Annotated in this window: 16 protein-coding genes; 3 read left to right on the top strand and 13 right to left on the bottom strand. The window is 63.3% G+C overall.

Annotation, left to right across the window (positions count from 1 at the left end; translation table 11 throughout):
• Window positions 1-28: 28 nt before the first annotated feature.
• The 7 genes from pepN to L858_RS0113310 all read right to left on the bottom strand — a co-directional run bounded on the left by pepN (window position 29) and on the right by L858_RS0113310 (window position 8501).
• Entirely contained in the window at window positions 29-2629 is a 2601-nt protein-coding gene (pepN, locus tag L858_RS0113340; protein ID WP_028056111.1) for an aminopeptidase N, read from the bottom strand.
• 70 nt (window positions 2630-2699) lie between these two features.
• Window positions 2700-3602 (bottom strand): ParB/RepB/Spo0J family partition protein, encoded by a 903-nt coding sequence (locus L858_RS0113335; RefSeq protein ID WP_022683653.1) that lies wholly within the window; start codon window positions 3600-3602, stop codon window positions 2700-2702.
• Between the two features lie 14 nt (window positions 3603-3616).
• Window positions 3617-4399, bottom strand: a complete 783-nt coding sequence (locus L858_RS0113330; RefSeq protein WP_022683652.1) for a ParA family protein — start codon at window positions 4397-4399, stop codon at window positions 3617-3619.
• Window positions 4396-5037 carry a 16S rRNA (guanine(527)-N(7))-methyltransferase RsmG gene (gene rsmG, locus L858_RS0113325; protein ID WP_022683651.1) on the bottom strand — a complete coding sequence of 214 codons (642 nt, stop codon included), beginning with the start codon at window positions 5035-5037 and terminating at the stop codon, window positions 4396-4398. The genes L858_RS0113330 and rsmG overlap by 4 nt, the downstream gene beginning before the upstream one ends.
• On the bottom strand, window positions 5034-6884 hold the full coding sequence (gene mnmG / locus L858_RS0113320; protein ID WP_022683650.1) for a tRNA uridine-5-carboxymethylaminomethyl(34) synthesis enzyme MnmG: 1851 nt from the start codon (window positions 6882-6884) through the stop codon (window positions 5034-5036). The genes rsmG and mnmG overlap by 4 nt, the downstream gene beginning before the upstream one ends.
• Window positions 6885-6941: 57 nt before the next feature.
• Window positions 6942-8222, bottom strand: coding sequence for a tRNA uridine-5-carboxymethylaminomethyl(34) synthesis GTPase MnmE (mnmE, locus tag L858_RS0113315; RefSeq protein WP_022683649.1), 1281 nt, complete (start codon window positions 8220-8222; stop codon window positions 6942-6944).
• 18 nt (window positions 8223-8240) lie between these two features.
• Window positions 8241-8501, bottom strand: coding sequence for a DUF6489 family protein (locus L858_RS0113310; protein WP_022683648.1), 261 nt, complete (start codon window positions 8499-8501; stop codon window positions 8241-8243).
• A 152-nt stretch (window positions 8502-8653) separates the two neighbouring features.
• Between L858_RS0113310 and L858_RS0113305 the strand changes: the two genes are divergently transcribed.
• Both L858_RS0113305 and L858_RS0113300 read left to right on the top strand, forming a co-directional pair.
• A complete protein-coding gene (locus L858_RS0113305; RefSeq protein WP_022683647.1) occupies window positions 8654-9352 on the top strand; it encodes a dienelactone hydrolase family protein in 699 nt (232 codons plus the stop codon).
• Window positions 9353-9360: 8 nt separating this feature from the next.
• A complete protein-coding gene (locus tag L858_RS0113300) occupies window positions 9361-10329 on the top strand; it encodes a quinone oxidoreductase family protein (RefSeq protein ID WP_022683646.1) in 969 nt (322 codons plus the stop codon).
• A gap of 57 nt (window positions 10330-10386) precedes the next feature.
• Here L858_RS0113300 and L858_RS0113295 read toward each other — a convergent pair whose 3' ends face one another.
• Both L858_RS0113295 and rho read right to left on the bottom strand, forming a co-directional pair.
• Window positions 10387-11106 (bottom strand): YjbE family putative metal transport protein, encoded by a 720-nt coding sequence (locus tag L858_RS0113295; protein WP_022683645.1) that lies wholly within the window; start codon window positions 11104-11106, stop codon window positions 10387-10389.
• A gap of 119 nt (window positions 11107-11225) precedes the next feature.
• Complete coding sequence (gene rho / locus L858_RS0113290; protein WP_022683644.1) at window positions 11226-12482, bottom strand: transcription termination factor Rho; 1257 nt, start codon at window positions 12480-12482, stop codon at window positions 11226-11228.
• A gap of 254 nt (window positions 12483-12736) precedes the next feature.
• On the opposite strand from rho, the gene L858_RS0113285 reads away from it, so the two are divergent.
• Window positions 12737-13690 (top strand): retroviral-like aspartic protease family protein, encoded by a 954-nt coding sequence (locus L858_RS0113285; protein WP_022683643.1) that lies wholly within the window; start codon window positions 12737-12739, stop codon window positions 13688-13690.
• 3 nt (window positions 13691-13693) lie between these two features.
• Here L858_RS0113285 and L858_RS0113280 read toward each other — a convergent pair whose 3' ends face one another.
• The 4 genes from L858_RS0113280 to lptE all read right to left on the bottom strand — a co-directional run bounded on the left by L858_RS0113280 (window position 13694) and on the right by lptE (window position 17841).
• On the bottom strand, window positions 13694-15772 hold the full coding sequence (locus L858_RS0113280) for a transglycosylase domain-containing protein (protein ID WP_022683642.1): 2079 nt from the start codon (window positions 15770-15772) through the stop codon (window positions 13694-13696).
• A gap of 99 nt (window positions 15773-15871) precedes the next feature.
• A complete protein-coding gene (gene msrB / locus L858_RS0113275) occupies window positions 15872-16276 on the bottom strand; it encodes a peptide-methionine (R)-S-oxide reductase MsrB (RefSeq protein ID WP_022683641.1) in 405 nt (134 codons plus the stop codon).
• 45 nt (window positions 16277-16321) lie between these two features.
• The gene (gene holA, locus L858_RS0113270) at window positions 16322-17347 is read right to left on the bottom strand and encodes a DNA polymerase III subunit delta (RefSeq protein ID WP_022683640.1); all 1026 of its coding nucleotides are present in this window, start codon (window positions 17345-17347) and stop codon (window positions 16322-16324) included.
• Window positions 17344-17841 (bottom strand): LPS assembly lipoprotein LptE, encoded by a 498-nt coding sequence (lptE, locus tag L858_RS0113265; protein ID WP_022683639.1) that lies wholly within the window; start codon window positions 17839-17841, stop codon window positions 17344-17346. Before lptE ends, holA begins: the two co-directional genes overlap by 4 nt.
• Window positions 17842-17929: the final 88 nt, after the last annotated feature.

The raw sequence follows: 17929 nt of genomic DNA, 5'->3' as shown, positions 1-17929 counted from the left end.
GGCTGGGGGGCAGGTCAGCCGAGCACGGTCATTCCAGGCTCTTGCTGACCTGCTCGGTCACATCCTTTGACAGGCCGGGCTCTGCCAGTATCCGCTGCAACTCAGCGCGCATCATCCCAGCGCGCTGCGCATCGAACCTCTTCCAGCGGCCGAGCGGCGGAACAAGCCGGGCTGCGGTTTGCGGGTTAAGCTTGTCGAGGGCTATGACGCAATCAGCGACGAGGCGATAACCCTTGCCGGACGGGTGATGAAAGGCCCACTGGTTTCCGGTGAAGGCGCCATAAAGCGAGCGCACCCGGTTGGGGTTGCCAAGGCTGAAGTCCTGATGATGCGCCAGTTCCTGCACCAGATCGACCGTGTCGGCATGGAAGGCGAAGGCCTGTGTCTGGAACCATTTGTCCAGCGTCAGCGCATCGCTGCGATACCGCTGGTAGAAGATATCCAGCGCGGCATCCCGCTCCACGCTCGTGCCATTGGCCAGCGTCGCTAGGGCCGCCTGCCGTTCGGTCATATTGTCGGCCTGATCGAATTGGTCGAACGCAACGGAGGCCCCGTCCTCAGCGCCCGACGCAGCCAGATAGAGCAAAGCGGTATTGCGCAGCTTCCGTGCCCCCTTCGCCGCCGCGGAAAGGGAAAAGCCGTTGGCCTTTGTTCGGGCATGAATGTCGCGCCACAGCGTCTCCAATTCCGAGCCGATGCGGCTTTGCAACCCGTCCCGCGCTGCGTGGATCGCATCGGGATCGACTATGGCCATCTGATCGCCGAGATAGGCTTCGCTCGGCAGACGGATCGCTTCGGCGACGAATGCGGGGTCTAGAGCAGAATCGGCGGCGGTGTTCCGGATGGCGGCAAGGACCGCATCCTCGTCCACCGGCTGGCCCGCTATTTTCCCGACCAGCACATTGACCATCAACTGCTGCATCGCTTCATAGCGCGCGAAGGGGTCATCGTCGTGCGCGGAAAGGAACGCCAGATCAGCCTGGCTGCGGTCGGTCTCCACGATAACTGGAGCGGAAAATCCGCGATTGATCGACAGGATCGGCGCCGCGCTCAAACCTTCGAAGATGAAGTTCTGCCGCTCCTCGGTCAGCAGCAGCAGATGGTCGCCACCGCTCTGCCCCGATGCAGGATCGAACAGGGCCGTGCGCAGCGGAATAGCCATGGGCTCCTTATCGGCTTGACCAGGTGTAGGCGGAACCGACTGCTCCAGTGTAAGCGTTGCCCTCCCAGCGGCCGCGTCATAGGCCAGCAGGGCACGGACGCGCGGCGTTCCCGCCTGCTCATACCAGAGGCGGAACTGGCGAAGGTCGATGCCACCGCCCTCCTCCATTGCGATAACGAAATCCTCGCATGTCGCGGCCTGGCCGTCATGGCGCTCAAAATAAAGGTCGGTGCCTGCACGGAAGCGCTCTGGTCCCAGCATCAGCGCCATCATGCGGATCAGCTCAGCGCCTTTGTTATAGATGGTCGCCGTATAGAAGTTGCTGATTTCCATATAGGATTCGGGGCGAACCGGATGGGCGAGCGGTCCTTGATCCTCCTGGAACTGCGCGCCGCGCAGGATGCGCACGTCCTCGATGCGCTTGACGGCGTGGCTCCCCATGTCAGCAGAAAAATTCTGGTCGCGAAAGACTGTGAATCCTTCCTTTAATGACAGCTGGAACCAGTCGCGGCAGGTGACGCGGTTGCCGGACCAGTTATGGAAATATTCGTGGGCGACGACACCCTCTACTCCATCATAGTCGACGTCCGTAGCGGTATCCGGATCGGCCAGAATATAGCGCGAGTTGAAGATGTTGAGGCCCTTATTCTCCATCGCCCCGAAGTTGAAGTCCGCCACCGCCACGATGTTGAAGACGTCCAGATCATATTCGCGCCCATATACCCGCTCATCCCAAGCCATGCTGTTCTTCAGCGCCTGCATGGCATGAGCGGTGCGGGGGAGGTCGGCCTCCTTAACCCAAATGCCAAGCGCCACCTCGCGGCCGCTCATCGTAACGAAGCGGTCCGCATTGCAGGCCAGGTCACCCGCAACGAGCGCGAACAAATAACAAGGCTTGGGGAATGGATCCGTCCAGCGCGCCCAGTGGCGCCCGCCCGGCAAATCGCCTTGGCCCACCGGATCACCATTGGCGAGCAGGACAGGATAAAGCTGCTTATCGGCAGTCATATGGACCGAGTAGCGCGACAATATGTCCGGGCGATCCGGGAAGAAGGTGATCCGCCGAAATCCTTCCGCCTCGCATTGGGTGCAGAGCAGCCCGCCGCTCGCATAAAGCCCCATGAGCTTGCTATTTTCGGCCGGCGTAAGTTCGACCAGGGTTTCTATCTGATGCGTGTCGCCAGTCAGCGGGATGACGAGCGCCCCGGCATCAAGGTGCCACTGCCCCTCCTCCAGGATTTGGCCATCGACACTGACACGCAAGGGGGTCAGATCATCGCCATCGAGCCGAAGTGGGCGATCATGAGCACCGTTGCGCGAAACGCCGAGCGTTGCCTTGACCTGCGTGGCAGCCGCATCGAGATCAAAATCCAGGTCGATCGCAGGGACGAGCCAATCGGGCGGACGATAGTCCTCACGCCGGATAATGGTGGGGACGGCGGCGGGGGAGGATTGCATGTCTGCCATCGCGCCAGACTAGGACTGCGCCGGCTAAAAGGCCAGTAGCCGCCGCCGGAAAAGCGAGGGCTGCTGGCCTTCAGATACGTTCGCCGGAAAGGCGCTGACAGAGCATGTCAAGTTGATCGAGGGTTGAATAATGCAGCGACAATGTACCGCTCGCGCTATCCGTTTGGCCGATCTCTACACGGACGCCGAGAATGTCTGCCAGATGTTCTTCCAGTGCCAGAATATCAGGGTCATTCTGGCGCTGCGGACCGCCTCGGGGTCGAGCAGGCGCCGTGTCCCCGGTCTTGGCCTTGCGGACCAACTGCTCCGTATCGCGGACGGAAAGACCCTTGGCCTCGACCGTGCGTGCCAATGTTTCGCAATCCGGCGCGCCGATCAGCGCGCGCGCATGGCCCATGCTCAGCTTCTGCTCGACCACCTGTTGCTGCACCGTAGCCGGCAGGTCGAGAAGCCGCATAAGATTGGCGACATGGCTGCGAGACTTGCCGACGAGGCGTCCCAACGCTTCCTGGCTATGGTCATATTCGGCGATCAGCTTACGATAAGCTTCCGCTTCTTCGATCGGGTTCAGATCCTCGCGCTGGATATTTTCGATCAGCGCGATTTCCAGTGTCTCCGCTTCATCGAAGTCGCGGACGATCGCGGGAATGCGGTGAAGCTGTGCGCGTTGCGCGGCACGCCAGCGGCGTTCACCCGCAACAATCTGAAAGCCGCCGCCATGAGGACGTACGATGATCGGCTGGATCACCCCGCGCTTGCCGATGCTGTCCGCCAGTTCCTGGAGCGCGGCTTCATCGAAATGGCGCCGCGGCTGTTCGGGGTGCGGCTGGATCAGGGCGACTTCGATGCTCTGAATTGCCTTGGTCGACGGCGCATTCGCCGCAAGCGAAACAACGGGTTCTTCGCGCGAGACATCGCCCAGCAAAGCCGACAGTCCACGCCCCAACCCCTGCGGACGCTTGGCCGCCTTCATCGCATTTTCGTTACTCAAGCAGCGGCCTCCTGACGGGGAAGGCGCGCGATCAATTCACGCGCCAAACGCATATAGGCTTCCGATCCGGAACAGCGGAAGTCATAGATCAACGCCGGCACGCCATGGCTAGGCGCTTCGGACAGACGCACATTGCGCGGGATAACAGTGGAGAAAACAAGATCGCCAAGGCATGCGCGAACGTCGTCGGCTACCTGGTCCGTCAGCCGGTTCCTGCGATCATACATCGTCAGAGCCACGCCCATGATCGACAATCCCGGGTTGAATCGGCCGCGGATGCGCTCGACGGTTTGGAGCAATTGGGACAGGCCCTCTAACGCGAAAAATTCGCATTGTAGCGGCACGATCAAGGATTGCGCACCGACCAACGCGTTGATCGTCAGCAGGCCCAGCGAAGGAGGGCAATCCACGAGGCAAATATCCCATCGGCCGGGCTGCGCTTCGGCAAGGACACGTTCCAGACGGTGGGTGCGCTCCTCATATTCGATCAACTCGATCTCCGCGCCGGACAGATCCTGGGTCGCCGGCACGATATCGAGCTTGGGCACCCGTGTTGCGATGACCGCGTCCTCCAGCGCGCAATTCCCCACCAGCAGGTCATAGCTTGAACGGATACGATCGGGCTGGTTAACCCCCAACCCAGTCGACGCGTTGCCTTGCGGGTCGAGGTCGACGAGCAGCACGCGCAGGCCAGTGGCCGCCAAACCCGTCGCCAGATTGATTGCGGTGGTGGTCTTCCCCACGCCGCCTTTCTGATTGGCAATGGCGATACGGATCATCCCTGAACCTTCCCCCTTGCAGATCTCACGCCTGTCGCCACGATAATCGCGCTCTCCGGATCAGTGATACTGCGTTCCACGTGGAACACACCTTGCCATGATGTCCGCGCGACCTCCAGCTCATTATGCGCATTTCGCCCCTTTGGCAGCACCCATAAGCTATTGAGGTCGCTGAGGTGGACTGCGGAACTGAGCAATTTGGGCAAAGGCGCGTAGGCGCGGGCACTGATTACCGCCGCTGCGGCGGCTGGTACCGTCTCCACCCTGCCGGCGAAAACAGAAGCATGCGGTAAAGAGAGCCGGCTAATGACCCCGTTCAAAAAATCGACCCTCTTGCGCCTGCTTTCCACCATCACCACAGGCCGCTTTGTGAGGAGAGCAATGACGATCCCGGGCAGGCCAGCGCCCGAACCGAGGTCGATCCATTGCCCCTCGCGCGCCCCTCTCGCCATCGTCACGAGCTGCGCGGAATCAACGATATGGCGCGCCCAGACATGCGTACGCGTCGACTCGGCAATCAGATTTTGCTGGTCCATTTCGGCCAGCAACATCGCCACATAAGCCTCCAGCCCCTCCCATGTTTCACGTGGAACATCGAAATGCGTCTGCAGCCACCCCTTCGCTTCCTCTTCGGTCATGCGGCCTTCCGGCGAATATGCACAAGGACAGCGGCCAGCGCGGCGGGCGTCACACCCCTGATGCGCCCAGCCGCTGCCAAGCTTTCCGGCCGTGCAGCATTGAAGCGCTCTACCATCTCGTTGGATAGTCCGCCGACACTCTCGTAGGCGAAGTCGGCTGGAATGAGGACGCGTTCATTGCGGCGCAGTTCATTGATCTCCGCCTCCTGCCGTTCAAGATAGGGGGCGTAACGGGCATCCTCCAAAATTTCGCGGCCCAGATCCTCATCCACGCTGCGTAAGGAAGGAGCGAGAGCGAGAAGCAGTTCCTGGCTCACTTCAGGAAAGCGCGCCCATTCAAACAAGCTGCGTCGAGCGCCATCCTGCCGCACCGCCGCGCCCGCCTTGGCCATTTCTGTCGCCGAAAGCTGTTGCTCCAGATCGCTACTCACCCTTTCCCGGCCAGCGGCGCGGCGCTGATAATGGGCTCGCCGCTCAGCGCCAATCAAGCCATGCTCCTCGCCTAACACTCCGAGCCGCGTGCCGGCATTGTCCGCCCGCAGCCGCAGACGATATTCCGCTCGCGCAGTCAGCATTCGGTAGGGTTCAGTGACGCCCTGCAGGACAAGATCGTCGATCATCACCCCGATATAACTGCTGGCACGATCGAGGATGAGCGGCGCGTCGCCAAGCGCACAGGCCGCTGCATTGGCGCCGGCGACAAGCCCCTGGGCCGCAGCTTCCTCATAGCCGGTCGTGCCGTTGATCTGACCGGCGCAGAACAATCCCGTGATGGCGCGCGTTTCCAGACTGCTGTCGAGTGCCCGCGGATCGACATGATCATATTCGACCGCATAGCCGGGCACCACGATCTCCACCTGTTCCAGCCCCTCCATCGACCGGACCATCTCGCGCTGGACGTCTGCCGGCAACGATGTGCTGATGCCGTTGGGATAAACCAGATGCGTTTCAAGCCCTTCGGGCTCGAGAAATATCTGGTGGCCATCTCGGTCCCCGAACCGCAGCACCTTATCCTCGATGGAGGGACAATAGCGCGGCCCGCGCCCCTCGATTGCTCCGCTGAACAGAGGTGATCTTCCTAGCCCCTCCCGGATGATCGCATGAGACCGCTCATTCGTGCGCGTGATGGCGCAGCTTAGTTGCGGCAATATTCGGCGCTGCGTCAGCGCAGACATCCTCCAAGCGCCGCCATCGGAAGGCTGCTCTTCAAGTCGGGCCCAGTCGATCGTCCGCCCGTCCAAGCGCGGGGGCGTTCCGGTCTTGAGTCGCGCGATAGGCAGGCCCAGTTCGCGCAACTGCCTGCCCAGTTCCGTAGCCGCCCGTTCTCCGGTTCGGCCCCCAGCCTCCGTTTCCTCACCGCGGAAGAGTTTGCCTCCCAGGAATGTTCCGGTGGCAAGGACAAGAGCCCTGGCTCCCAGCGTACGGCCGTCCGCGAGCCGAACCCCGGCAATCGCATCACCCGCCAGCATCAGCGCCGCCGCTTCGCCTTCGACAATGTCCAGACCCTGCTGAACATCGAGCAGCCGGTGAATTTCTGCGCGATAATATTTCCGGTCAGCCTGGATACGCGGGCCTTGAACCGCTGCGCCCTTGCTACTGTTCAGCATCCGGTGATGGATCGCTGCGGCGTCAGCGCCTCGCGCGATCAGGCCGTCCAGCGCGTCGACCTCGCGCACCAAATGGCCCTTGCCCAATCCACCTATGGCAGGATTGCACGACATCGCGCCCACGGTGGCTTTGGAAAAGGTGAGCAGCGCGACAGTGGCACCCTTGCGCGCGGCAGCAGCCGCCGCCTCGCAACCGGCATGGCCCCCACCGACCACGATCACATCATAGCTTGTTCGCATAGCGTGCCCTTATCAGAAGAGGGCAGGGGGCGTCAAAACTGTTCCACGTGGAACATGCTATTTGCCGATGCAGAAGCCCGCGAACAGATGGTCGAGCATATCTTCAGTGCCGGCTTGGCCGGTAAGCTGGTCGATCACCTGCCGACTTTGCCGCAGCTCCTCAGCAGTGACCAGCAGATCGCTCGTGTCGCCAGCGTGCTTCAGATGCTGCTCCAAAGCCTCAGCCCCCTCGCGCTGTCGCCGGTGCAATGCATACTCCCCCTCCCCCGGCAGGAGAGCCCCGGCCCTCTCTCCCAGCAGAGCAACTAGTTCATCCATCCCCTCGCCCGAATGCGCCGAGATCCGAAGACCTGCCCGAGCGGCAGACGGACGATCGCTTTGCGCCGCCAGAAGAATGGCATCCGCGCGGGGCAGAGCCTCAGCCGGACCGAGCCAGAGGATGATGTCAGCCGCCGCGAGCGCATCGCGCGCGCGGTCCATTCCAATCGCCTCTATCCGATCGCCCGTTTCATCTCGGAGGCCAGCCGTATCGGTGAAAAGATAGGCCGTGCCGTTGAGTGAGGCTGGCACCTCAACCCGATCGCGCGTGGTACCGGCTATGTCAGACACGATGGCAGCCTCTCTGCCGACCAGGCGGTTGAGCAGGGTCGATTTGCCCGCATTGGGCGGACCCGCCAGTACCACACGGATTCCATCGCGCAGACGCTCAGCCGAAGGGGCTGACCGGATCGCTGCCACCTCCTCGGCCAGCTCCCTGATCCCGTCCTTAATCCGTTCTTCGATCGACCCGTCCGGCACATCATCCTCATCGGAAAAGTCCAGCGCTGCCTCCGCCATTGCGGAAACCTGCAGCAGACGCAGCCGCCAGTTTTCCAAACGGCGGGAGAAATGCCCCTCTGTCATCAGCAGGGCGGTCCGGCGCTGCTGCTGCGTCTCCGCCGCCAGAAGGTCCGCCAGACCTTCGACGGCATTCAGGTCCATCTTACCGTTGAGGAACGCGCGTCGGGTGAATTCCCCAGCTTCAGCTCTGCGCAGGCCGGAAAGCCCGGCTAATGCTTCCTCCACCGCCACGATCACGGCCCGCCCGCCATGACAATGAAGTTCCGCCAGATCCTCGCCGGTGACCGTGGCCGGCCCGGGAAACCACAAGATCAGCGCACGGTCGAGCGGCGCGGCGTCAGATGGATGACGGAGCAGCCTGAGCTTTGCAACGCGCGGAGGCGGCATGGCACCCGCGAGAGCCTGAAGCGCTGCCGCCGCTGCCGGACCGCTGATGCGCAGGACACCGATGCCAGCCGGGGGCGAACCACTGGAAAGGGCGAAGATTGTATCGCTCAACTCAGCCTCAGCGCGCGCTCAGCCTGGGTTCTTGCTGTCCGACTTGCCGCTCATTCCGGCCAGCCCTAGGTCCATCATCTGCCGGAACAATCGCATACCCGCATCGCCCAAGGGCGAAAAGCTCTTGAACAACGTTTCCATCTGCTCGACATTCGCGACACCGTCGAAACTGTCCAGAACGGTCTTCACATATTTGTCGTGTATCGGGGTAACATCGGGCAAGCCCAGGAAAGCCCGAGCCTCTGCCGGGGTACAGTCGACGTCTACGCTGACTTTCATCTTACTCGCCCTTGTTCCTGTTCATCACCTGTCATGGCGCATCCTCGCAGAAAAAGGCAAATTTTTTGCGGACGCCAAACCATGATTGCGCAGGTGCCCGGCCCGCCCCATGATGACGTCCTGAACCAGAAGAGCAACGGAAAGGATCACCGATGTCCGAATATAAGCCCATCGCCACATTGGAAGATGATGGTGAGTTCACCGCATATGTCGCGCTTCCGGATGGCGGTCCTAAAGCGGCCATCATCGTGATTCAGGAGATCTTCGGCGTCAATGAAGGCATTCGGCGGAAGTGCGACAACTGGGCAGCCGCTGGATATCTCGCTTTGGCACCTGATCTGTTCTGGCGGGAAAGGCCCGGCATCGAATTGGATGCTGACGTGCCGGAGCAGTTTGAGCAGGCGATCGGCCATATGGGGAAGTTCGATCAGGATCAGGGTATCCGCGACATCGAGGCGACCATCAAGGCCGCGCGGGCGGAACTGGGCGGCGCCGGCAAGATTGGGCTGGTAGGCTATTGCCTGGGCGGCCGACTGGCTTTCATGTCGGCCTGCCGGACGGACGGCGATGCTTTCGTCGGCTATTATGGCGTGGGGATCGACAATCTTCTGGGCGAGCAACATGCGATCGGCAAGCCGGTTCTGCTGCACATCCCTACCGCCGACGGGTTCGTGCCTGCGGACGTTCAGAAGAAGATGCATGATGGCCTGAAGGATAATGGTCATGTCACGCTGTACGATTATGAGGGGCTGGACCATGGTTTCGCAGCCGAAACGGGTAAACGCCGTGTCGAGGATGCTGCCCAGCTTGCGGATCGCCGCACGGCCGAGTTTTTCGCGGCACATCTTTGAGGAGCAACATGGTGGTTGACGCCTGGCGCATGGTCGCACGAACCCATGGCGGTCCGGAGGTCATTGCCCGGGAGCCGTTCGAGCCGGGCGAGCCCGCGCACAGCGAAGTGCTTATCGCGCAGGAGGCAGTCGGCCTGAATTATGTCGACACCTATTACCGCAGCGGCCTCTACCCTGCCCCACTCCCGATCCCCTTGGGGTCGGAAGGGGCCGGCACCGTCATCGGGGTTGGTTCGGCTGTTTCGAATATCAAGGTCGGGGACCGGGTCGGCTGCGTCGCCGGTCTTGGCGCCTATGCCACCCACCGCGTCGTGCCGGCCGACCGGGTCGTCAAGCTCAGTGCGGCAGTCAGCACGGAAGACGCTGCGGCCATGATGCTGAAGGGCATGACGGCCTGCTACCTTGCAGAGGATTGCCTTCGCCTCGAAGCAGGGCAGACGGCGCTCGTCCATGCGGCTGCCGGCGGGGTCGGATCAGTCCTGGTGCCTTGGCTCCGCGACAAGGGCGTGATCGTCATCGCGCATAGCGGGTCGGCGGAAAAGGCGGCGCGGGTCGATGCGGACCATAGTCTGCACGGCAGTCTTGAGGCGCTGGCGGCCCAGGTGCGGGAGATCACCAGTGGCCAGGGCGTCGAGGTTGTCTATGACGGAGTGGGCAAGGATAGCTGGACGGCTTCCCTCGCCTCTCTGAAGCGTCGCGGGTTGATGGTGAGCTATGGCAACGCTTCGGGGGCAGTGCCGCCGGTCAGCCTGCTCGACCTCAGCCGCGGATCGCTCTTCGTCACGCGTCCGACGCTGGCGGACTATACCGCGACTGCCGATGATCTAGCCCGTTGCGCGGCGCGCCTTTTCGACCGAATGGAGCGCGGCGTGGTGAAGGCGGTGATCGGACAGCGATTCGCTCTGAGCGACGCGGCAGAGGCGCATCGTGCCCTGGAGGCGCGTCGGACCGTTGGGACCACTTTGCTGATCCCCTAAGCCTCGGTCAAACCTGTTAATGGCGCCGGCGATAGACATTCGCCGGCGCTATGCTGTTCAGGTGAACAGCGTCAGTACGCCCACCTGATGATCGACAAAGCCGTCATAGATCATCTTGACCGCGACATAGAGGATCACGACCAGACCGAGATAGGCGATCCAGCGGAACCGCTCGATATATTTGGCGATGATGTTGGCCGCGACGCCCATCAGGGCCACCGACAGGATCAGGCCGATGATGAGGATGCCGGGATGATCCCGGGCCGCCCCTGCAACCGCCAGAACATTGTCCAGGCTCATGGAGACGTCGGCCACTGCAACCGCCCACGCAGCCGCCGCGAAGCTCTTGGCGGGGCGCAGGCCTGAGATGTCGTCATCGCTGGGGTCGGCCGTCTCTCCACCCCGCTTGGGATGGAGTTCGCGCCACATCTTGAACGCGACCCATAGCAGGAGCAGGCCGCCCGCGAGGATCAGGCCGACGATCTGCATCAATTGGGTCACGACCAGCGCGAACGCGATGCGCAGCACCAGGGCGGCGATGATGCCGATCATGATGACACGCTGCCGCTGCTGTACCGGCAAGCCGGCGGCGAGCGCACCGACTACGATGGCGTTGTCGCCCGCGAGCAATACGTCGATCATCAGCACCTGCCCGAAGGCCGCTAAAGCCGCGGGTGTACCGATGTTGCTGAAATCATTGACGATGTGCGACCAGATGTCGGCGGGCGAACCCAGTCCCTGGGCAGCGGCGGCAGCGGTGGTGAAAAGGTCGAGCATGACGGCCTGACATCCCCTTATGGCGATTTCCCGTCAGGTCGCCCGACAGGATGGTGAGCACAGCAAGGCAGGAAGCGGTCTGCGGTCCGGCATTGTCGAACCGCAAACCGCTGCGACGCTTACTGGTTCATCGAATCGAAGAAATCCTCGTTGGTCTTGGAATCCTTCATCTTGTCGAGCAGGAATTCCATCGCATCGACCGTGCCCATCTGCATCAGGATACGGCGCAGCACCCACATCTTGGAGAGCTTGGCCTTGTCGACCAGCAGTTCTTCCTTGCGGGTGCCCGACTTGCCAACATCCAGCGCCGGGAAGATGCGCTTGTCCGCCACCTTGCGATCCAGCACGATTTCCGAATTGCCGGTGCCCTTGAACTCTTCGAAAATAACCTCGTCCATGCGGCTGCCGGTGTCGATCAGCGCGGTGGCAATGATCGAGAGCGAGCCGCCCTCCTCGATATTGCGCGCGGCACCGAAGAAGCGCTTGGGACGCTGGAGCGCATTCGCGTCCACGCCGCCGGTCAGCACCTTGCCCGAAGAGGGCACGACGGTGTTGTATGCGCGGCCGAGGCGGGTGATCGAGTCGAGCAGGATCACCACATCCTTTTTATGTTCCACGAGGCGCTTGGCCTTCTCGATAACCATTTCGGCGACTTGGACGTGCCGCTGCGCCGGTTCGTCGAAGGTGGAGGAGACGACCTCGCCCTTCACGCTGCGCTGCATGTCGGTGACTTCTTCCGGACGCTCGTCGATCAGCAGGACGATCAGGAAGACTTCGGGATGATTGTCGGTGATCGCCTTGGCGATATTCTGGAGCAGAACCGTCTTACCCGTACGCGGCGGCGCGACGATCAGCGCGCGCTGGCCCTTGCCTTGCGGCGAGACGATGTCGATGACGCGCGCCGACTTGTCCTTGACGGTCGGGTCGAGCGTATCCAGCACCAGCTTCTGCGTCGGATAGAGCGGCGTCAGGTTATCGAAATTGACGCGATGGCGGACGACGTCGGGATCATCGAAATTGACCGACATCAACCGCGTCAGCGCGAAGTAACGCTCGCCATCCTTGGGCGCGCGGATTTCGCCCTCAACCGTGTCGCCGGTGCGCAGGCCGAACTTGCGGACCTGATTTGGCGAGACATAGATGTCGTCCGGTCCGGCGAGGAAGTTCGCTTCCGGGCTACGCAGGAAGCCGAAGCCGTCCGGCAGCACCTCGATCGTGCCCTCACCCATGATCTGCTCGCCATTTTCGGCCTCGGCCTTCAGGATCGCGAACATCAGGTCCTGCTTGCGCAAGGTCGAGGCGCCTTCGACGCCCAATTCTTCCGCCATGGTGACGAGGTCGGCAGGCGCTTTTTTCTTGAGATCCTTAAGGTGCATTCGCGGTGAAGTCCGATGGAGTGGAGGATGAACGAAGAGGTGGGGAAATGTGGCCCGGCAGTGCCTCGGGAACGTCCCGCGCCGGACGGGCGGGATAGAATATTCGGCGTTTAGCGGGCGGCGGCAGAACAAGTCAAGGCACGACGTCTGCCTCGTCCGGTAGAAAGTTGCGGGTGTACGCCCTATTGCCGGCGATGGACCGGAACTGCTTCAGCATGGTATGAACAGGCGTCACCAACCGGAAGGATGGGGAGATGGGACGCCTGAGCACCACTCTGGTCACCGCGGTCGCAATGATGAGCTCCGCTGCCATGGCTCGGCCCGACCAAGGCCGGTCGCTCGGTCCAGCGCAGCCCCCCGCCGTCGTCCGAACGACATCGACGCCCGACAATCGCCTCACCATAGCCGTCCATATCGACGGGCGCGGGCCGTGGAACTTCGTCGTCGACACCGGATCGCAGCGCACCGTCATCTCTCGCGACCTGGCCGAGCGGCTGGGCCTCCCACCGCGCCGGCAAGTCGTCGTCGTGAGCATGACCGGCCGGTCCGCGACGCAGACGGTGGCGGTGCCGCGTCTCGACTTCGGCGCGTCCACCGTCGATGGCATTGAAGCCCCGGTGCTGGAGGGCCAGCATCTGGGCGCCGCCGGCTTGCTTGGCCTTGACGGACTTCACGCCAAACGCCTGCTGCTGAATTTCCGGACCGGCCGCATGGAGATCGCCAACAGCCGCAAGGCTTGGCGCGATCCAAACGCGATCATTGTCGAGGCGCGCCGCCGCAAGGGCCAGCTGATCCTGCTCGATTCCGATGTCAACGGCATGACGGTCAACATCATCCTGGACACCGGCACGTCGCTGAGCGTCGGCAACATGGCTCTGATGAACCGGCTGGTGCGCAAGAAGCGCGCGCCCACGCTGAATCAGGTCAGCATGACCAGCGTGACGGGAGAGACACTGACGGGCCAATGGGGCCTTATAGACCGCGTCCGCATGGGTCCGGTGACGCTGACCGACACGCCGGTCATGTTCGCCGATGCGCAGCCGTTCCGCGAGCTGAAGCTGGGCGACAAGCCTGCCCTGCTGCTCGGCATTTCCGCGCTGCGGACATTCGACAGGGTGGCCATCGACTTCGGCAGGGGCAAGGTAGACTTCATCCTGCCCGACACCGGCCTTCTGGTCCGGCCGCGCCTCGCCGCGGCGGCCGGCTGAAGGTCAATGCGGCTGCTGCTGGCGTGAGGGACGGCCGAGCACATTGTCGATCCAGCGCTGGTCGAGGCGCGGCGCTTGCGGCCGGTCGGCCGGATCGGGCGCCTCCTGCTGCTGGTCCTCATCGGCGCTATCCTCCTCATCCGGAGCAGGGCGCGCACGCTCGACCGGCATGCCGTTTTCATCGACCATCATACCGCTGTCGGCGCCATTGTCGGGCTGGCCGTAATAAGCCTCCTCATCCGGCTCCAGCTGCCACTCGGGCAGCGTCACCTCGGTTTCGAACTGCTCGACCGGCCGCCGCGCGACCGCCACCTTCATATAGTCGGCAAAAGCCCGCGCCGGCGCGCGGCCGCCCTGCAGCACGCCGACGGGACGGGCATCGTCACGCCCCATCCAGACGCCCGTCGTAATCCCGCTGGAGAAGCCCAGGAACCAGCCATCCTTGTTGCTGCTGGTCGTACCGGTCTTGCCAGCCACCGGGCGACCGATCTGGGCGGCACGGCCCGTGCCGGTGCTCACCGCAGTCTGCATGAGGTCGGTCATGCCGGCCGCGACCCAGGGCGCCACCAGCACGCGGCTGGTGTCATCCTGATGTTCGTAGAGCAACCGGCCGTCGGCGGTCGTCACCTTGGTAATGCCATAGGGGCTCACCGCCACGCCCTTGCGCGCGATCGAGGCGAAGGCGCGGGTCATGTCGATCAGGCGGACATCCGACGTACCCAGCACCATGGAGGGATGCGTGTTGATCGGCGTGCTGATGCCGAAGCGCCGCGCCATATCGGCGACCGTGGGGAAACCGACTTCGACGCCCAATTGCGCCGCCACCGTGTTGATCGAATAGGCGAAAGCGGTGCGGATATCGATCTCGCCCGAATAACGGCCACTGCTGTTGCGCGGGCTCCAGCCATTGATCGTCACCGGCTTGTCCGTGACCCCCGTATCGGGCGTGTAGCCCGCCTCCAGCGCCGCCATATAGACGAAAATCTTCCACGCGGACCCAGGCTGACGCGTCGCGGTGGTCGCGCGATTATAGTTGGAACTCACATAGTCGAGCCCGCCAACCATCGCCCGCACCGCCCCGTCGCGGTCCAGCGACACCATCGCCCCCTGCGTGCCCGGCGGTACATTGGCCTGGATCGCCGCCGTCGCCGCCTTCTGCATGCCAAGGTCGATCGTCGTATAGACTTCCAGCGGCTCGTTCGGTTCGTCGATCAAGGTGTCCAGCTGCGGCAGGGCCCAGTCGGTGAAATAGCGGACGCTGTTCTGGCGCGGTTCGGGCGCCATCTTCACGTCCTGAAGATCGGTGCTGGCCCGCTCCGCCGCGCTGATGACGCCATTTTCCCGCATCAGGTTCAGCACCACGCCGGCACGGCCGATCGCCGCTTCCGCGTCAGCGGTCGGCGAATAGCTGGACGGCGCCTTGACCAGACCAGCGATGATCGCGGCTTCCGGCAGGCTCAGCGCAGTGGCGGGATGGCCGAAGAATTTGCGGCTCGCCGCGTCGATGCCGTAGGCGCCGCCGCCGAAATAGACCTTGTTGAGGTACAGCTCGAGGATTTGCCGCTTGGAAAATTTCCGCTCCAGCGCCAGCGCCAGCACCATCTCCCTGACCTTGCGGCCCCAGCTATAGCTGTTGTTGAGAAAGATGTTGCGCGTCACCTGCTGGGTGATGGTGGAGGCGCCCTGCCAGCGCTTGCCCCTGCCCCGGTTCTCCAGCGCCACCCAGGTCGCACGGGCCATGCCGATCGGATCGACGCCGGGGTGCAGATAATAGCGCTTGTCCTCGGTCGAGATCATGGCGTCGACCATCACGGTCGGGATCTGCTCATAGCTCAGCCAACGGCCAAAGCTCGGCCCCAGGGATACGATGACGCTGCCGTCGGCGGCATGGACGCGGATCATCTGCCCATTGGGAGAGGATTTGAGCGACTGATAATCAGGCAGCGACTGATAGGCGATCACCACCGCCACCACCACGGCGATCACCGCGCTCAGCGCGCCGACAAGGCCGATCTTCAGCCCCCGGAACAGCCATCGCTTCGCCCTGCCACGCGGTTCGCTGCTCTTGCCTGATCGTGCCATGGTTCGCCCGGATTTGCGCTAGAAAGGAAGGTGCGGCCAGCGGATACGGACCACGCCCCCGTTTCTCAAGGGAAAGGACGCTTTACCGGCGATGAATGATTATTCAACGTCGTCGCGCGGCTTGAAATCCAGCGACGCGCTGTTCATGCAATAGCGCAAGCCGTTGATGCCCGGCCCGTCGGGGAAGACATGGCCGAGATGGCCGTCGCACTTGGCACAGCGCACCTCGGTGCGGATCATGCCGTGGCTGGTGTCGCGGATCTCGTCCACCGCGTCGATATCGACCGGGGCGGTGAAGCTGGGCCAGCCCGACCCGCTGTCATATTTTTCCTCGGCGTCGAACAGCTCGGCCCCGCAGCCGGCGCAATAATAGATGCCGTCAGCCTTGTTACTATTGTATTTGCCGGTGAACGCCCGCTCCGTCCCGCCTTCGCGCAGGACATGAAACTCTTCCGGGGAAAGGCGCTCGCGCCATTGGGCGTCGGTCAGGTTGAGCTTGTCCATGGGCGCAATATGGCGATGGCGCCCCGTCCGATCAAGCGCTTAGGATCAGCGTTCGCGCGCCGCCTGACGGGCGATCGCCAGCAGTTCGTGGCGAACCAGAAGGTCCCCCAGCCCCCTGCCCGACCGGCTCGCCCGCTCCGCCTGGGCAAGCCGCTGGAGGACGCGCGCGATGCCGGCCGCGTCCCATATCCGCACCTGCCGCGTGACGATGCCCTTTTCCTTCCAGAAGACCGCCTTGCCGGCCGCCTCGACGGCGCCTTCCAGCCGACCGCTCTTGTCGAAACCTGCCCTAATGGTGGCGATCAGCATGGCACGCGTCAGCAGCGGGCGCAGCACCGCCGCCATGGCCGTGCCCGCTTCGGCGAGACGGCCCAATTCCCGATGCATCGCCCGCAGATCACCCCCGAGCACGGCGTTCACCAGCGGGGCGGCGTCCGAGTCCGGATTGTCAGCCGATAGTGCATCCAGCGCCTCCTCGGTCGCATCGCGCGGCCGGTCAGGCGCGGCATCGAGATAGAGGATCAGCTTCTCCACCTCGCCCGCCATCAGCGTTCGGTCGCCATTGGCGAGGTCCGCAATGCGGCGGCCGAGATCGGACGAGAGGCGAAGCCCTCCTTCCCGTGCGATGCCGATGGCGATCTGTTCCGCCTCCCGCGCATCGGGCTGGTAGGAGGCGAAGGCCATCACCCGCTTATCCTCCAGTGCCAGCTTCAACAGCTTCGAGGCGGGCTTGAGCGCGCCTGCCGTGGCGATAACGGGATTGCCCGCCGCTTCCGCCTCCAGCAGCGCGGCGAGAGCGGGAAGCGATTCATCGCCCATGCCGTTGATCCTGATCCAGCGCCTGTCACCGAACATGGAGAAGGACGCCGCTTCATCCGCCAGTCGCGCCGGATCATCGCGCAAGGTCGATCCATCCAGGTCGATCCGCTCCGCCTCGGGTCCCATGGCGCGCTCCAGCCTTTTGGCCAGCACCGCGCTGCCCGCCTCGTCAGGGCCGTAAAGCAGGAAGAAACGAAGGTCGGCCGGCGGCGCGTCGAGCGCCTTTTCGATCTGGCCGCGGCTTGCCTTCAACGCGTCTTTTCCCGCGTCGCGAACAGCGCCAGCCGCGCGACGATCTGGTCCGCGATCGTGCCCGACAGCCGCTCCAGCGCTGTATCTTCGGCCGCGATCGTCGCATATTCGCTGGACACCACGTCGATGCCGACGTCCGATCCGGCGGTGTCGTCCAGCATCTGCGTGCCGGTCGCAGCGTCGATCAGCTGATAGCGCGCGCGCAGCGTCCGCCGCTCCCGCGTGATGGCGGCGTCCGAACGCAGACCAAGGCCGCTGATCTGATCGTCCAGCTTCACCACCAGCCGGTAGCTGACGCCCGAACCGCTCATCGCCGACAAGCGGTCATTGAGCGCGTTGCGTACCAGCCAACCGCCCTTGCCCTCGATGGGAGCGATCTCGACATTCCCCAGCGCCTGCGCCACCGCGCCATGAGTGCCGCCGCCATAGACCGGACGAAGGCCGCAGGCGGAAAGGAGACATGCGAAACCAATCAGGGGCAAAATGCGCTTCATCGACCGTCCTATATCCGTTCGCCCTGAGCTTGTCGAAGGGCAAGGCTGAGCGTCAGCGAAGCCACTTCACTCCGCTCAGCCCCCCCGG

Origin of the sequence: Sphingobium bisphenolivorans (assembly GCF_000412635.1) — a bacterium.
Classification (GTDB): Bacteria; Pseudomonadota; Alphaproteobacteria; order Sphingomonadales; family Sphingomonadaceae; genus Sphingobium; species Sphingobium bisphenolivorans.
Note: the sequence above shows the minus strand (reverse complement) of the source record. Positions and strands in the feature narration are given on the sequence as shown.

What these genes read in the sequence shown, in the direction of transcription:
- pepN (WP_028056111.1), bottom strand. Translation starts at nt 2,629, where the DNA reads ATGGCAGACATGCAATCCTCCCCCGCCGCCGTCCCCACCATTATCCGG.
- L858_RS0113335 (WP_022683653.1), bottom strand. Translation starts at nt 3,602, where the DNA reads ATGAAGGCGGCCAAGCGTCCGCAGGGGTTGGGGCGTGGACTGTCGGCT.
- L858_RS0113330 (WP_022683652.1), bottom strand. Translation starts at nt 4,399, where the DNA reads ATGATCCGTATCGCCATTGCCAATCAGAAAGGCGGCGTGGGGAAGACC.
- rsmG (WP_022683651.1), bottom strand. Translation starts at nt 5,037, where the DNA reads ATGACCGAAGAGGAAGCGAAGGGGTGGCTGCAGACGCATTTCGATGTT.
- mnmG (WP_022683650.1), bottom strand. Translation starts at nt 6,884, where the DNA reads ATGCGAACAAGCTATGATGTGATCGTGGTCGGTGGGGGCCATGCCGGT.
- L858_RS0113310 (WP_022683648.1), bottom strand. Translation starts at nt 8,501, where the DNA reads ATGAAAGTCAGCGTAGACGTCGACTGTACCCCGGCAGAGGCTCGGGCT.
- L858_RS0113305 (WP_022683647.1), top strand. Translation starts at nt 8,654, where the DNA reads ATGTCCGAATATAAGCCCATCGCCACATTGGAAGATGATGGTGAGTTC.
- L858_RS0113300 (WP_022683646.1), top strand. Translation starts at nt 9,361, where the DNA reads ATGGTGGTTGACGCCTGGCGCATGGTCGCACGAACCCATGGCGGTCCG.
- L858_RS0113295 (WP_022683645.1), bottom strand. Translation starts at nt 11,106, where the DNA reads ATGCTCGACCTTTTCACCACCGCTGCCGCCGCTGCCCAGGGACTGGGT.
- rho (WP_022683644.1), bottom strand. Translation starts at nt 12,482, where the DNA reads ATGCACCTTAAGGATCTCAAGAAAAAAGCGCCTGCCGACCTCGTCACC.
- L858_RS0113285 (WP_022683643.1), top strand. Translation starts at nt 12,737, where the DNA reads ATGGGACGCCTGAGCACCACTCTGGTCACCGCGGTCGCAATGATGAGC.
- L858_RS0113280 (WP_022683642.1), bottom strand. Translation starts at nt 15,772, where the DNA reads ATGGCACGATCAGGCAAGAGCAGCGAACCGCGTGGCAGGGCGAAGCGA.
- msrB (WP_022683641.1), bottom strand. Translation starts at nt 16,276, where the DNA reads ATGGACAAGCTCAACCTGACCGACGCCCAATGGCGCGAGCGCCTTTCC.
- lptE (WP_022683639.1), bottom strand. Translation starts at nt 17,841, where the DNA reads ATGAAGCGCATTTTGCCCCTGATTGGTTTCGCATGTCTCCTTTCCGCC.